We start from the raw sequence: 14,374 nt of genomic DNA, 5'->3' as shown, positions 1-14,374 counted from the left end.
GCCGCCGCCGGGGCGGTGTTCCTGCGCGGGCCCCGCCTCTCTTCGGGGGGGGCCCCCCGCGGGGGGGGGGGCCCCCCGCCCCCCCCCCACCCCCCCCCGCCCCCCCCCCCCCCCCCGCCTCTCTATCTCGGCGGCGCAGGTCTCGGTCTCAGCGTCAGACGGCGGCGTCCTTGAGCCGGACCGCCGGGTCCAGCGCGCGGTCGACGTCCACCCGCAGCGGCTCGTCGCGGTTCATCAGCCGCCGCACGGCGCCCACCTCGCGCGGGGAGTCGACCAGCAGCACCGCCCGCACGAGCGCCGTGCGGTGGCCCTCGCCCGTCGAGCGGGGGTGCCGGTCGAGGGCCTGCTCGAGGTAGAGGGCCGCCCAGGGCCCGCCCGACGCCGGGTCGCCGCGCAGCGCGACCTCCTCGACGCCGCTCGGCAGGCCGAGCAGCGCCAGGTCGTGGCCGAGCTGGCGGGAGAACACGTACGGCGCGTGCCGCGGCACGGGCGCCAGGCCCAGCCGCGCCCGCAGCTCCTCGGGGTCGGCGGGCGACTCGTCGACGCCGAGCAGCGCGCGCACCGTGGTGTCGGGGTCGTGCAGCGCCGCCGACCAGTGCCCGCCCGGCACGGGCCCGAACACGGGGTGCTCGCGCGTGGCGACGTCGCCCACCGCCCAGATCCGCGCCAGCGTGGCGGCGCCGAGCCGGCCGGCCGCGTCGGTGGGGGAGGCGCGGCCGGTCAGCCGGCCGGCGGCGTCGACGCGCAGCCCGCCGCGCGCGTCGAGCGGCAGGGTGCCCGCGAGCCAGCGCGAGGCCGGCCGGGCGCCCACGGCGGCGAGCACGACGTCGGCCGGCAGGTGCTCGCCCGAGGCCAGGGTGACGCCGCCGGCGTCCACGGCGGCGACCGGGGTCCCGGTGCGCAGCCGCACGCCGGCGGCGGCGTACCAGGGCACGAGGTGCGCGCCGACCGCGGCCCCGAGCTGGCGGTCCAGCGGCACGGGCGCGGCCTCGACGACCGTGACGTCCGCCCCCGCGCCGGCGGCCACGCCCGCCAGCTCCGCGCCGATCCAGCCCGCGCCGACGACGACGAGGCGCAGCCCGGGACGCTCCGTCAGCACGGCGCGCAGGCGGTCGGCGTCGGCGGCGGTGTGCAGCGTCCAGGCGGTCTCCCAGCCCGGCGGGCGCACGGGCTCGGACCCGACGGCGAGGACGACGGCGTCGGCGACGAGCCGCTCGCCCGACGCCGTGGTGAGCGCGACGGCGTCGGGCTCGGGCTCGAGGCGCACGGCGGGGTCCGCGAGGCGCACGTCGTCGGCGAGCTGCTCGACGTCGACGCCGAGGTCGTCGCTCAGCCACACCGGCTCCGGGCGCGTGAGCAGCTCCTTGGACAGCGGCGGCCGGTCGTACGGCGCCAGCCCCTCGGCGCCGAGCAGGGTGATCCGCCCGTCGAACCCGTGGGCGCGCAGGGCCGCCACGGTCTGCGCCCCGGCGAGGCCGGCGCCCACGACGGCGACGCTCCGGGGGTGCGGCAGCGACGGCGGGACGGGCAGGGTCGGGTAGCGGCGCGGGGCGGGGCGGACTGGCACGCCGTCACGCTAACCCCCGGACGCGGTCGCAGGTCAGGTGAGCGCCGCCGTCCGGCGCGGGAGCGGGCGGGCGGACCGGGCCCGCGGGCGGACGGGGGCCACGGCCGCGGCCGGTAGGCTCGACGCCGTGGAACCCCGACCGACCGCCCCGGGCCCGGCCTGGCTCCCCCGGGCAACGGCCGGGGGAGCGGACCCCGTCCCCGGCAGCCCCTCGGGCGCCGCGGCGCCGTCGCCGGCCGGGCCCACGGGCTCCGCCGACGCCACGGACGTCCCGGGCGGCCCCGAGCGCGCCCGGCCGACCCCGCCCGCGGCCACCCCGGCCCCGGAGGCGGGCCCGCTCCCGGCGACGCCCGGGGGCACCGTGCCGCACCACCGCGCCCCCGTCCGTCGCCCGTACCGCGGCCCCCACCCCAAGGCGTCGCTCACGACCGCGATGCTCGGCGTCCTGCTCACCGGCGCGATGGGCCTGCTGGTCGGGGTCCGCGCCGGCGCCGTGACGATCGCCGTCACCCTCGCCGTCGTCGGCACCTGGCGCGCGCTCGCGCCGCGGGCGAACGCCGCCGCGGGCATCGTGGTGCGCAGCAAGCTGCTCGACGTCGCCACCTGCTGGGGCCTCGCGGCGATGATCCTCTTCCTCGCGCTGACCATCCCGCTCCTGGGCTGAGCCGCCCTCGGGCACCCGGGCCGAGCGGACGCCGGGCGCGGGGGCCCGCGGACGCGACGAGCCCCCGCCGTCCGGGGACGGCGGGGGCTCGTGCGTGCGCGGCGCGGGGCGTCAGCGCGGCGGGGTGACCCCGCCGTCCTCGCCGTCCCGGCGCTCCTCGGCCAGGGCCTCGGCCTCCGCGGCCTCGACCTCGGCGTCCGTGGCGGCGTCGCGCGGGGTCTTGCTCACGACGACGGCGTCGGCGGTGTCTCTCGACGGGGTGACGGCGTACCGTTCCGCGTCGTCGTCCGCGTCGTCGTCCGCGTCGTCCACGAGGTCACGCTCCGGGGCGTCCGCGTCGGCCGTGGAGGTCCCTGCGACCGTCCCGGCGACCGCGGGCGCCGGCGAGAACGCGCGGTAGAACAGCGCGGCGAGGGCGCCGCCCACGAGCGGGGCGACGACGAACAGCCACAGCTGACCCCAGGTCCAGCCGCCGCCGAACAGCGCGGAGGCGAAGGAGCGGGCCGGGTTGAGCGACGCGTTGGTGACCGGCCACGCGAGGATGATCAGCGCGGCGAGCACCAGGCCGACGAGGACCGGCGGGTACGGCGTCCGGGCGCGCTTGTCGCCGCCGGTGGCGAGGATGACGCCGACCAGCACGGCCGTGACGATCACCTCGACGAGCAGCGCGGCCCACAGGGAGAACTCCGTGGCGCCCTGCGCGGCGGTGGACAGCGGCGAGTGCTCGCCGTAGCCGTTGGCCGTGCCCTGCATGATCTGCGCCTTGCTCTCCATGCCGAGCGCCGCCGGCAGGGACTCGGGGACGAGCGACCAGAGCACCAGCGCGCTGACGGCCGCGCCGACCAGCTGCGCCGCGACGTACGGCAGCACGTCCCGCCAGGACGCGCGGCCGCCCAGCGCCAGGCCGAGGGTCACCGCGGGGTTGAAGTGACCGCCCGAGACGTGCCCGACGGCGGCGACGCCCGCCATGAGCAGGACGCCGCCGGCGAGCGCGACCGTGAGGATCGACCCCTGGTTGAGGAAGTTGAAGGCCGCGGTGCCGACGATGCCGAGGACCAGGACGAACGTGCCGAAGGCCTCGGCCGCGAGTCGGGAGGGCATCGAGTACGAGGGCTGCACGGGGGTGGCGACCCCGGCGGCGGTGGCGCCGCTGGGCGCGGCGAAGTCCTGGGACATGAGGATCCTTGGAGTCTCGGCGAGTGCTTTCGTGGGCACGGTACCGGTCCATGCTGGACGAACGCCGGAAATATGCCGGTCCGCTCCGCGATGCGGCAGCATCTCGCGGAATTCGTCCGGAGCTGCTGTCGCCAGGTCTCGACGCGTGGGCCACAGTGGCCTCATGACGACCGTACCCGTGAACGTCACCGTCACCGGGGCCGCCGGCCAGATCGGCTACGCGCTCCTCTTCCGGATCGCCTCGGGCGCCATGCTCGGGCCCGACACGCCCGTGCGGCTGCGGCTGCTCGAGGTGCCGCAGGCGGTGAAGGCGGCCGAGGGCGTGGCGATGGAGCTCGACGACGGCGCCTTCGAGCTGCTGCACGGCGTCGACATCAGCGACGACCCGCGCCGTGCCTTCGACGGCGCGAACGTCGCGCTGCTGGTCGGCGCCCGCCCGCGGTCGGCGGGCATGGAGCGGCGCGACCTGCTCGAGGCCAACGGCGGGATCTTCGGCCCGCAGGGCGAGGCCATCAACGCGGCGGCGGCCGACGACGTGCGGGTGCTCGTCGTCGGCAACCCGGCCAACACGAACGCGCTGATCTGCGCCGCCCACGCGCCGGACGTCCCGAAGGACCGGTTCACCGCGATGACGCGGCTCGACCACAACCGGGCGCTGTCCCAGCTCGCCCACCACGCGGGCGCGCACGTGTCCGACGTGCGGAAGGTCGCCATCTGGGGCAACCACTCCGCCACCCAGTACCCCGACGTCTTCCACGCCGAGGTCGCGGGGCGCCCGGGCGCCGAGCTGGCGGCCGACCGGCAGTGGCTGGAGCAGGACTTCATCCCGACCGTGGCGCAGCGCGGCGCGGCGATCATCGAGGCGCGCGGGGCCTCGTCGCAGGCCTCCGCGGCGAACGCGGCCCTGCAGCACGTGCGCGACTGGGTGCACGGCACGCCGGAGGGCGACTGGACCAGCGCCGCGCTGTGGTCGACAGGTCAGTACGGGCTGCCGGAGGGCCTGGTGTGCTCGTTCCCGGTCACGGCGTCCGACGGCGCGTGGCACGTGGTCGAGGGGCTCGAGCTCGACGACTTCTCGCGCGAGCGCATCGACCGCTCGGTGGCCGAGCTCGTCGAGGAGCGCGACGCCGTGCGCGCGCTGGGCCTGCTCTGACGCCGAGACAGCGAACCTCGCGCCGAGCCCGAGAGGCGCCTCTCGGGCTTGGCGCGAGGGTTCGTTGTCTCGCCGAGGGAGTGCTCTATCTCGCCGTCGGGCCTCTCTATCTCGGCGGCCCGGCTCGCTGTCTCGGCGACCGAGAGGGCGCTTTGAGTTCGGACGCCGAAGACGTGCGGCAGGGCCCGCCGGACGAGCCGGGAGCCGGTCGGGCGACCGGGCAAAGCGGCGCAAACCGGAGCCTCCTGCCGCGCTCACGCCGGCCCCGCACCCGTCGTGACGCAATCGTGACCCGAGGTCACCCGTCCAGGCTTTGACTTCGAGTCTCGAACACATCACTCTGGTGTGCGGACCGGCTCGTCAGGGGCCGGGACGCCGTGGTCCCGCCCGCGAGGGCGCCGGCACGCTGACGCGCCGGAGGGACCCTCGACGACGAGAGAAGGAGCGCGACGATGCGACTCGGCAAGAAGATGGGCGTGGTCGCCGCGGGTGCGGCGCTGACGCTCTCCCTGGCCGCCTGCGGCGGTTCGGGCGCCGGCGGCGGTGGGGACGAGAGCGCCCCTGCCGGCGACGGTGGCGAGGACGTCAAGATCGGTGTGGCCATGCCCACCGAGACCTCGGAGCGGTGGATCCAGGACGGCAACGCCGTCAAGGAGAGCCTCGAGGAGGCCGGCTACCAGGTCGACCTGCAGTACGCGGGCGACGACATCCCCACGCAGACGCAGCAGATCGACTCGATGATCACCGGCGGCGCCGACGTGCTCATCCTCGCGGCGATCGACGGCACGGCGCTGACGAGCCAGCTCGAGGCCGCGGCTGCCGCGAACATCCCGGTCATCTCCTACGACCGCCTGATCCGCGACAGCGAGAACGTCGACTTCTACGTCACGTTCGACAACTACCAGGTCGGTGTGGCCCAGGCCACGGCGCTCCTGACCGGCCTCGGCCTCACCGACGCCGAGGGCCAGCCGACGGGGGAGAAGGGTCCGTTCAACATCGAGCTGTTCGCCGGCTCGCTGGACGACAACAACGCCCACTTCTTCTGGGACGGCGCGATGGACACGCTCAAGCCGTTCATGGACGAGGGCTCCATCGTCGTGCCCTCCGGCCAGACCGACATCGAGCAGGCCGCGACGCTGCGCTGGCTGCAGGAGACCGCGCAGAAGCGCATGGAGGACCTGCTCACCTCCACGTACTCCGGCGGCACGGAGCTGCACGGCGTGCTGTCGCCCTACGACGGCATCTCGCGCGGCATCATCACGGCGCTCCAGGGCGTCGGCATGGGCCCGACCATCGAGGAGGGCCTCCCGGTCGTCACCGGCCAGGACGCCGAGATCGCCTCGGTCAAGCTGATCCAGGACGGCGTGCAGCAGTCCACGATCTTCAAGGACACGCGCAAGCTCGCCGAGCAGGCCGTCGTGGCCGCCGAGGCCTACGTGAACGGTGAGGAGCCGGAGGCCAACGACACCGAGCAGTACGACAACGGCGTCAAGGTCGTCCCGTCGTACCTCCTCGAGGTCGACACGGTCTACTCGGACAACATCACCCCGCTCCTGGTCGACTCCGGCTACTGGACGCAGGAGGAGATCGACGCCGGCGTCGCCGGCTGACGTCCCCCTCGGGTGCGACCCGCCCGGCGGCTCTCGGCCGCCGGGCGGGCCCACCCCCGCACCACCCGCCCCACCGAAGGAGGAACGAGGGCGCATGAACACCCACGCAACCGCGCGCTCCGGCGCCACCGGGAGGGACCCGCGATGAGCACCATCCTCGAGATGCGCTCCATCACCAAGGAGTTCCCCGGTGTCAAGGCCCTGCAGGACGTCACGCTGACCGTCGAGCGCGGCGAGATCCACGCGATCTGCGGCGAGAACGGCGCCGGCAAGTCGACGCTGATGAAGGTGCTGTCCGGCGTCTACCCGCACGGGACGTACGAGGGCCAGATCCTGCTCGACGGCGAGGAGGTGCGCTTCGGCTCGATCAACGACTCCGAGGCGCGCGGCGTCGTCATCATCCACCAGGAGCTCGCCCTCGTGCCCTACCTCTCGGTGGCCGAGAACATCTTCCTCGGCAACGAGGTCCGCGGGACCGGGCCGCTCATCGACTGGAACAAGGCCAACCACGAGGCCGCGCGCCTGCTCGAGCGGGTGGGACTCAAGGAGAACCCGACCACGCCGGTCGGCCAGCTCGGCGTCGGCAAGCAGCAGCTCATCGAGATCGCCAAGGCGCTCTCGAAGGAGGTGCGCCTGCTCATCCTCGACGAGCCGACGGCGGCGCTCAACGACAACGACTCCGAGCACCTGCTCGACCTGCTGCGCCAGCTCAAGGCCGAGGGCATCACCTCGATCATCATCTCGCACAAGCTCAACGAGATCGCCGAGATCGCCGACTCCACGACGATCATCCGCGACGGGCGCACCATCGAGTCGATCGACATGAAGGACCCCTCCTCGACGCAGGACCGCATCATCCGCGGGATGGTCGGCCGCGACCTGGAGCACCGGTACCCGGAGCGCACGCCGGACATCGGCGACGTGGTCCTGTCCGTCGAGCACTGGACGGTGCACCACCCGACGCAGCCGGAGCGCCTCGTCATCGACGACGCGAGCTTCGACGTGCGCGCGGGCGAGGTCGTCGGCATCGCCGGCCTCATGGGCGCCGGCCGCACCGAGCTGGCGATGAGCATCTTCGGGCGCACCTACGGCCGCAACATCTCCGGCCGGATCGTCAAGGACGGCAAGGAGATCACGATCCGCACGGTGGCCGACGCCATCGACCACGGCATCGCCTACGCCACCGAGGACCGCAAGCGCTACGGCCTCAACCTCATCGAGGACGTGCGCCGCAACATCTCGCTGGCCGGCCTGGGCAAGCTCGCCCGTCGCGGTTGGGTCAACGCGAACGAGGAGCTCAAGGTCGCGGACGAGTACCGCGCCAGCCTCAACATCAAGACGCCGACGGTCATGTCGGTGGTCGGCAAGCTCTCCGGCGGCAACCAGCAGAAGGTCGTGCTGTCGAAGTGGCTCTACACCGACCCTGACGTGCTCATCCTCGACGAGCCCACGCGCGGCATCGACGTCGGCGCGAAGTACGAGATCTACACGATCATCAACCGCATGGTCGCGGCCGGGAAGGCCGTCGTCGTCATCTCGTCGGAGCTGCCCGAGCTGCTGGGCATCTGCGACCGCGTCTACACGCTGGCCTTCGGCCGCATCACGGGCCAGGTGCCCGTCGCCGAGGCCACCCAGGAGCGGCTCATGGAGCTCATGACGCTCGAGCGCGACGCCGGGGCGGTGCCCACCGGCGCCACCGCGACGACCGGCGCCGTCGGGCCTTCCGCCGACGTCGCCGTCGAGTCCTCCGTCAGCCTGCAGAACACCACGAAGGAACTGTCATGACCGCCATCGCCGGCTTCCGCGACCTGGTGACGAGGAACATGCGCCAGAGCGGCATCTTCGTCGCGTTCGTCGCGATCGTCGCCCTCTTCGCCGCGCTCAACCAGAACTTCCTGAGCCCGGGCAACCTCACAAACATCGTCCTGCAGTACTCCTACATCCTGATCCTCGCGATCGGCATGATCCTGATCATCGTCGCGGGGCAGATCGACCTGTCGGTCGGCTCCGTCGTGGCGCTGACCGGCGCCGTGTCGGCCGTGCTGGTGATCCGCAACGGCATGCCCTGGTACGTCGGCGTGCTGGCGGCGATCGGCGTCGGCCTGGCCGTCGGGGCATGGCAGGGCTTCTGGGTGGCGTTCGTCGGGATCCCCGGCTTCATCGTCACCCTGGCGGGCATGCTGCTGTTCCGCGGCCTGACCTACCGGGTGCTCGACAACGTCTCGCTGTCGCCGTTCGGCGGCACGTACTACGACATCGCCAACGGCTTCCAGAACGGCCTGCTCGGCGGGTACGGCGTGGACATCTTCACGCTCGTCATCTTCGGCATCGCCGTGGTCGGCTACGCCGTCGCGCAGTGGCGCGCCCGTCGTGGCCGGATCGCCTACCAGCAGGTCGTCGAGTCGATGCCGCTGTTCGTGCTCAAGATCGTCGCGGTGGCGGTCGTCGTGATGTGGTTCGGCTACCAGCTGGCCAGCAGCCGCGGCCTGCCGAACATCCTCATCCTGCTCGCGATCCTGATCATCGTGTACACGCTCATCACGCAGAAGTCCGTGTTCGGCCGGCACGTGTACGCGGTGGGCGGCAACCTGCACGCGGCCGAGCTGTCCGGCGTGAAGGTCAAGAAGATCAACTTCTGGATCTTCGTCAACATGGGCTTCCTGGCCTCGGTGGCGGGCGTCGTCTACTCGTCCCGCATGAACGGCGCCCAGCCGGGCGCCGGCAACATGTTCGAGCTCGACGCGATCGCGGCCTGCTTCATCGGCGGCGCCTCGACCACGGGCGGCGTCGGGCGCGTGGGCGGCGCCATGATCGGTGGCCTGATCATGGCGGTCATGTCGAACGGCATGCAGCTCATGGGTGTGCCGCAGTCCATCCAGCAGGTGGTCAAGGGCCTGGTGCTGCTGCTCGCCGTGGCCTTCGACATCTGGAACAAGCGCCGCGCCGCCGCGCTGCGCTGATCGTGCGACGCGCGGGCGGACGGCGATGCCGTCCGCCCGCGCTCGTCTGCTCCTAGACTCCCCGGCGTGAGAGGACGGCTGCCGGTGGCTGGCTCCCAGTCCTCGCTGCGCGAGGCGAACCGCGCCAAGATCGTCGAGGCGGTCAAGCAGTACGGCGGCCTGACCCAGGTCGAGCTGACCGGTGCGACCGGGCTGTCGCCCGCCACGGTCTCGACGATCGTCAAGGAGCTGGTGGCGGCGGGCCTGGTCGAGGTCCGCGGCACCGTGCGCTCCGGGCGGCGGGCCCAGCTCGTGACCATCGCGCACCGGCTCGGCCTGGTCGCCGGCGTCGTCGTCGGGCACCGCCACCTGCGCGTGGCGATCGCCGACGCGTCCCACGAGGTGGTGGCCGAGCAGGCGCTGCCGCTGCCCGCGGAGCACAAGGTCGACACGAGCCTCGACCGCGTGGCGCTGCTCGTCGTCGACCTGCTCGAGCGCATCGGCGCGAACCTCGACGAGCTGCTCGGCATCGGCCTCGGCGTGCCCGCGCCCGTGGACGTCGACACCGGGCTGATCTCGGTGCGCGGCATCATGCGCGGCTGGGACGACGTGCACGTGGCGCAGGTGCTGGAGAAGCGGCTGTCGCGCCCGGTGTTCGTGGACAACGACGCGAACCTCGGCGCGATGGCCGAGTCCACGCTGGGGGCCTCGCGGCACGTGCAGGACTCGGTGTACGTGGGCGTGTCGCACGGCACCGGCGCGGGCGTGGTCATCGGCGGGCGCGTGCACCGCGGGTTCGCCGGCCTGGCGGGGGAGATCGGCCACGTGCAGGTCGACCCGGCCGGGCGCGTGTGCGGCTGCGGCAACCGCGGCTGCCTCGACACGGTGGTCGGCGGGCCGGCGTTCCTGGCGCCGTTGCGCGACAGCCATGGCAACCTGACCCTGCGCGACGTGGTGCGCTACGCCAACGAGGGCGACCTCGGCTGCCGGCAGGTGGTGGCCGACGCCGGTCGCGTGGTGGGCCAGGTGGTGGCGGGGCTGGCGACGGCGCTCAACCCGCAGTGCATCGTGGTCGGGGGCGAGCTGGCCGAGACGGGCGACGTGCTGCTCGAGCCGCTGCGCGAGGCGGTGCTGCGGCGCACGCTCGTGAACCGGGTCGCGCCGGTGGAGGTGGTGCCCACGGAGCTGGGCGGCCGGGCCGAGCTGACGGGTGCGCTGCTGCTGGCGCTGCAGTCCACCGACGTGTTCGACCGGATCGACGAGGCGCGAGCCGGGATGGTGGAGGAGGTCGGGTGACGAGGGTGGTCCGCACGCCGTTGCTGTCGGTGCGGCAGGTGAGCAAGCACTTCGGCGCGGTGGAGGCGCTGGTCGGGGTGGACCTCGACGTGCACGCGCACGAGGTGGTGGCGCTCATCGGGGACAACGGGGCCGGCAAGTCGACGCTGGCCAAGGTGATCGCGGGCGTGCTGTCGCCCGACGCGGGCATCATCGAGCGCGACGGCGTGCCGGTGACGTTCTCCTCGCCGTCGGCCGCGTCCGCCCACGGCATCGCCACGGTGTTCCAGGACCTGGCGCTGTGCGAGAACCTCGACGTGACCGCGAACGTGTTCCTCGGCCACGAGCTGCGCACCGGGGGAGGGCTGCTGGCCGACGGCGAGATGGAGCGCACGACGCGGCGCATCCTGCAGAACCTCACCGTGCGCATCCCGTCCGTGCGCACGCCGCTGCACAACCTGTCGGGCGGTCAGCGCCAGGCGGTCGCGATCGCCCGCACGCTCATCGGCGAGCCCAAGGTCGTGGTCCTCGACGAGCCGACGGCGGCGCTGTCGGTGGCGCAGGCGGCCGAGGTGCTCACGCACATCCAGGGCCTGCGCGACATGGGCCTCGGCGTCGTGCTCATCAGCCACAACATGAACGACGTGCGCGCCGTCGCCGACCGCGTCGAGGTGCTGCGGCACGGGCGCAACAACGGCTCGTTCCGCGCCGACGTCAGCCACGAGACGCTGCTGGCCGCGATCACCGGCGCCGCCTGACGCGCGGCGCCGCCCGGCACGCGATGCCGCCCGACGGCGCGGCGCCCACGGGCGCCGCGCGCGGCGGTCAGTGGAAGACGACGGTGCGGTGCCCGTTGAGCAGCACCCGGTGCTCGGCGTGCCAGCGCACGGCGCGCGCGAGCGCCCGCCGCTCGACGTCCTCGCCGATCGCGACGAGGTCGGACACCGCGCGGGTGTGGTCGACGCGCTCGACGTCCTGCTCGATGATCGGGCCCTCGTCGAGGTCGCCGGTGACGTAGTGCGAGGTGGCGCCGATGAGCTTCACGCCGCGCTCGTGCGCCTGGGCGTAGGGGCGGGCGCCCTTGAAGCTCGGCAGGAACGAGTGGTGGATGTTGATGACCCGGCCCTCGAGGTCGCGGCACAGCTCGTCCGACAGGATCTGCATGTAGCGCGCGAGCACCACCAGCTCGACGTCCAGCTCGGCGACGAGCTCGCGCAGCCGCTGCTCGGCCTGGGCCTTGGTGTCCTTGGTGACCGGCACGTGGTGGAACGGCTTGCCGTAGAACGCGGCGAGGTCGGCCAGGTCGGGGTGGTTGCCCACGACGCCGACGACGTCGATCGGCATGCCCTGGCTGCGCTCGCGGTACAGCAGGTCGACGAGGCAGTGCGCCGCCCTGCTCACCAGGACCAGGGTGCGCACCCGCCGGCCGACGACGTCGAGCTCCCAGGTCATCCCGAACGCCTCGAACGCGGGGGTCAGCGCGGCGACGAGCTCCTCGCGGGTGGCCGTCGTCTCCACCTGCAGGCGCAGGAAGAACCGGCCGGACGCCGGGTCGCCGAACTGCTGCGACTCGGTGATGTTGTCGCCGCGGGCCGCGAGCGCCCCGGTGATCGCCGCGACGATCCCGGGGCCGTCGGGGCAGGACACGGTGAGCACCCACTCGGTGCGGGGCGCAGCGGCGGGGACGGCGGCGGGGACGGCGGCAGGGGCGTCGGTCACGGGGCACACGGTACCGGCGCGCCCACGCGTCGCGGCGGCCCGATCCGCTGGGTGGGCGCGGGTGCGCGACGCGCGCGGCGGGCGCCGCTGCGCGGGCCGGGGCGGTCTGGTTCGATGGGCGCATGAGCGAGGCACCCCGCACGCGGATCGCACTGGTCGACGACGCCGACGCCGGCGAGCTGCTCACGCTGCGGCGCGCGGCCTTCGTCACGGAGGCGCAGCAGTACGGCGACCCGAACATCCCGCCGCTGACCCAGACGCTGGCCGAGCTGCGCGAGGACCTGGCGCGCGAGGACGTCGTCACGGTCGGGGCGTGGGAGGGCCACCGCCTGGTGGGCTCCATCCGCGTGGAGATCGAGGGCAACAAGGCGACGCTCGGCCGCCTCGCCGTCGCGCCCGACATGCAGGGCCGCGGCATCGGCACGTCGCTGCTCTTCGCGATCCTGCCGCACCTGCCCGAGCAGGTCGCCGAGATCTGGGCGTTCACCGGCAAGGACTCTCAGCAGAACCTGTCGATGTACGCCAAGCACGGGTTCGAGGCCCAGTACGACGACCCCGCCGGCGAGCTCACCTACACCTACCTGCGGCGCGTGCTGCACGAGGTGGAGGCCCGCGGCGGCAGCGCGCCCGCCTGACCGGTCGCCGGCCGGCCGGCCCGGTCGCCCGGCCGCCCCGAGCAGGCCTCTCGAGCGGCCCGGGCCCTCGGCCGCCCCACGCCGGTGCGCTACCCTGGGCGGGTCGCGACTGGCGCACCCCGGCGGCCTGCCCGCGCCCCCGCACCACCGGTGCGGAGGCCACGGGAACGGTCCCGCCGGGCGGGTGGATCACCACCGGGGAGCGGCACGCTGTGCAGACGACGGGTCGTTCGCCTGGGCCCGGGGTCACCTCGTGCGAGGTGCGTGCCCGGGCGTGCCCGGGCAGGCCGAGCACGGACCGCCTGAATCAGAACGCAGCCTGAGGAGACGCCCATGAGCGCCCGCACTCCCGACCCCGTGTTCGACGCGAGCATCGCCGACGTCGACCCCGAGATCGCCGCCGTCCTCGACGGAGAGCTCGCCCGCCAGCAGGGCACCCTCGAGATGATCGCCTCCGAGAACTTCGTGCCGCGCGCCGTGCTGCAGGCCCAGGGCTCGGTGCTGACGAACAAGTACGCCGAGGGTTACCCGGGGCGCCGCTACTACGGCGGCTGCGAGCAGGTCGACGTCGCCGAGAACCTCGCCATCACCCGCGCCAAGGAGCTGTTCGGCGCCGAGCACGCCAACGTGCAGCCGCACGCCGGCGCGCAGGCCAACGCCGCCGTCCTGCACGCGCTGATCAACCCGGGCGACAAGATCCTCGGCCTCGAGCTGGCCCACGGCGGCCACCTCACGCACGGCATGAAGATCAACTTCTCCGGCAAGCTGTACGACGTCGGCGCCTACGGCGTCGACCCGCAGACCTACCGGATCGAGATGGACGAGGTCCGCAAGAAGGCGCTCGAGCACCGCCCCGACGTCATCATCGCCGGCTGGTCCGCCTACCCGCGCCACCTCGACTTCGCCGCCTTCCGCGAGGTCGCCGACGAGGTCGGGGCCAAGCTGTGGGTGGACATGGCGCACTTCGCCGGCCTCGTGGCCGCCGGCCTGCACCCGTCCCCGGTGCCGCACGCCGACGTCGTGTCCTCCACGGTGCACAAGACCATCGGCGGGCCCCGCTCCGGCTTCATCCTGTCCAAGGCCGAGTGGGCCAAGAAGATCGACTCCGCGGTGTTCCCGGGCCAGCAGGGCGGCCCGCTCATGCACGTGGTCGCCGCCAAGGCCGTGGCGTTCAAGGTCGCCGGCTCGGAGGCGTTCAAGGACCGCCAGGAGCGCACGCTGCGCGGCGCGCAGATCATCGCCGAGCGCCTCGCCCAGCCCGACGTCGCCGAGCGGGGCGTCGAGGTGCTGACCGGCGGCACCGACGTGCACCTGGTGCTCGTGGACCTGCGCCACAGCGACCTCGACGGCCAGCAGGCCGAGGACCTGCTGCACGAGGCCGGCATCACGGTCAACCGCAACGCGGTGCCGTTCGACCCGCGCCCGCCGCGCGTCACCTCCGGCCTGCGCATCGGCACCCCGGCGCTGGCCACCCGCGGGTTCGGCGACGAGGAGTTCACCGAGGTCGCCGACATCATCGCGGTCGCGCTGCGCGACGGCGCCGCGGCCGACGTCGACGCCCTGCGGACCCGCGTCGCGAGGCTGACGGCGGACTTCCCGCTGTACCCGGACCTGCAGCAGCACTGAGGGGAGCGCG

12 protein-coding genes are annotated in these 14,374 nt (G+C 73.8%); 9 read left to right on the top strand and 3 right to left on the bottom strand.

The annotated features are described in order from the left end of the window. Nucleotides 1-154: 154 nt before the first annotated feature. Entirely contained in the window at nt 155-1,567 is a 1,413-nt protein-coding gene (locus U5M74_RS05400; RefSeq protein ID WP_410906848.1) for an NAD(P)/FAD-dependent oxidoreductase, read from the bottom strand. Between the two features lie 127 nt (nt 1,568-1,694). Here U5M74_RS05400 and U5M74_RS05395 point away from each other — a divergent pair, with 127 nt between their 5' ends. Further along, the gene (locus U5M74_RS05395) at nt 1,695-2,231 is read left to right on the top strand and encodes a DUF3017 domain-containing protein (RefSeq protein WP_410906846.1); all 537 of its coding nucleotides are present in this window, start codon (nt 1,695-1,697) and stop codon (nt 2,229-2,231) included. 111 nt (nt 2,232-2,342) lie between these two features. On the opposite strand, the gene U5M74_RS05390 is transcribed toward U5M74_RS05395, so the two are convergent. Continuing rightward, entirely contained in the window at nt 2,343-3,446 is a 1,104-nt protein-coding gene (locus U5M74_RS05390; RefSeq protein WP_410906844.1) for an MIP/aquaporin family protein, read from the bottom strand. A 124-nt stretch (nt 3,447-3,570) separates the two neighbouring features. Between U5M74_RS05390 and U5M74_RS05385 the strand changes: the two genes are divergently transcribed. The 6 genes from U5M74_RS05385 (at nt 3,571) to U5M74_RS05360 (ending at nt 11,142) form a co-directional block, all read left to right on the top strand. Continuing rightward, nucleotides 3,571-4,560: a malate dehydrogenase gene (locus U5M74_RS05385; RefSeq protein ID WP_410906842.1), complete on the top strand. Its 990-nt coding sequence runs from the start codon at nt 3,571-3,573 to the stop codon at nt 4,558-4,560. 452 nt (nt 4,561-5,012) lie between these two features. Further along, complete coding sequence (gene chvE / locus U5M74_RS05380) at nt 5,013-6,170, top strand: multiple monosaccharide ABC transporter substrate-binding protein (protein ID WP_410906840.1); 1,158 nt, start codon at nt 5,013-5,015, stop codon at nt 6,168-6,170. A 144-nt stretch (nt 6,171-6,314) separates the two neighbouring features. Next, nucleotides 6,315-7,955 (top strand): multiple monosaccharide ABC transporter ATP-binding protein, encoded by a 1,641-nt coding sequence (mmsA, locus tag U5M74_RS05375; RefSeq protein WP_410906838.1) that lies wholly within the window; start codon nt 6,315-6,317, stop codon nt 7,953-7,955. Further along, entirely contained in the window at nt 7,952-9,130 is a 1,179-nt protein-coding gene (gene mmsB, locus U5M74_RS05370) for a multiple monosaccharide ABC transporter permease (protein WP_410906836.1), read from the top strand. The genes mmsA and mmsB overlap by 4 nt, the downstream gene beginning before the upstream one ends. Before the next feature lie 66 nt (nt 9,131-9,196). After that, the gene (locus tag U5M74_RS05365; RefSeq protein ID WP_410906834.1) at nt 9,197-10,405 is read left to right on the top strand and encodes an ROK family transcriptional regulator; all 1,209 of its coding nucleotides are present in this window, start codon (nt 9,197-9,199) and stop codon (nt 10,403-10,405) included. Then, the gene (locus tag U5M74_RS05360) at nt 10,402-11,142 is read left to right on the top strand and encodes an ATP-binding cassette domain-containing protein (protein WP_410906832.1); all 741 of its coding nucleotides are present in this window, start codon (nt 10,402-10,404) and stop codon (nt 11,140-11,142) included. Before U5M74_RS05365 ends, U5M74_RS05360 begins: the two co-directional genes overlap by 4 nt. Nucleotides 11,143-11,209: 67 nt before the next feature. Here U5M74_RS05360 and purU read toward each other — a convergent pair whose 3' ends face one another. Then, on the bottom strand, nt 11,210-12,103 hold the full coding sequence (gene purU / locus U5M74_RS05355; RefSeq protein WP_410906830.1) for a formyltetrahydrofolate deformylase: 894 nt from the start codon (nt 12,101-12,103) through the stop codon (nt 11,210-11,212). Between the two features lie 122 nt (nt 12,104-12,225). Between purU and U5M74_RS05350 the strand changes: the two genes are divergently transcribed. Continuing rightward, nucleotides 12,226-12,738 (top strand): GNAT family N-acetyltransferase, encoded by a 513-nt coding sequence (locus U5M74_RS05350; RefSeq protein WP_410906828.1) that lies wholly within the window; start codon nt 12,226-12,228, stop codon nt 12,736-12,738. Nucleotides 12,739-13,071: 333 nt separating this feature from the next. Next, on the top strand, nt 13,072-14,364 hold the full coding sequence (gene glyA / locus U5M74_RS05345) for a serine hydroxymethyltransferase (RefSeq protein ID WP_410906826.1): 1,293 nt from the start codon (nt 13,072-13,074) through the stop codon (nt 14,362-14,364). The last annotated feature ends 10 nt before the right edge of the window (nt 14,365-14,374 follow it).

The sequence above is a fragment of the Puerhibacterium sp. TATVAM-FAB25 genome, assembly GCF_046535855.1.
Taxonomy (GTDB): domain Bacteria; phylum Actinomycetota; class Actinomycetes; order Actinomycetales; family Cellulomonadaceae; genus Puerhibacterium; species Puerhibacterium variabilis_A.
This window is presented reverse-complemented; position numbering and strand designations above follow the sequence as displayed.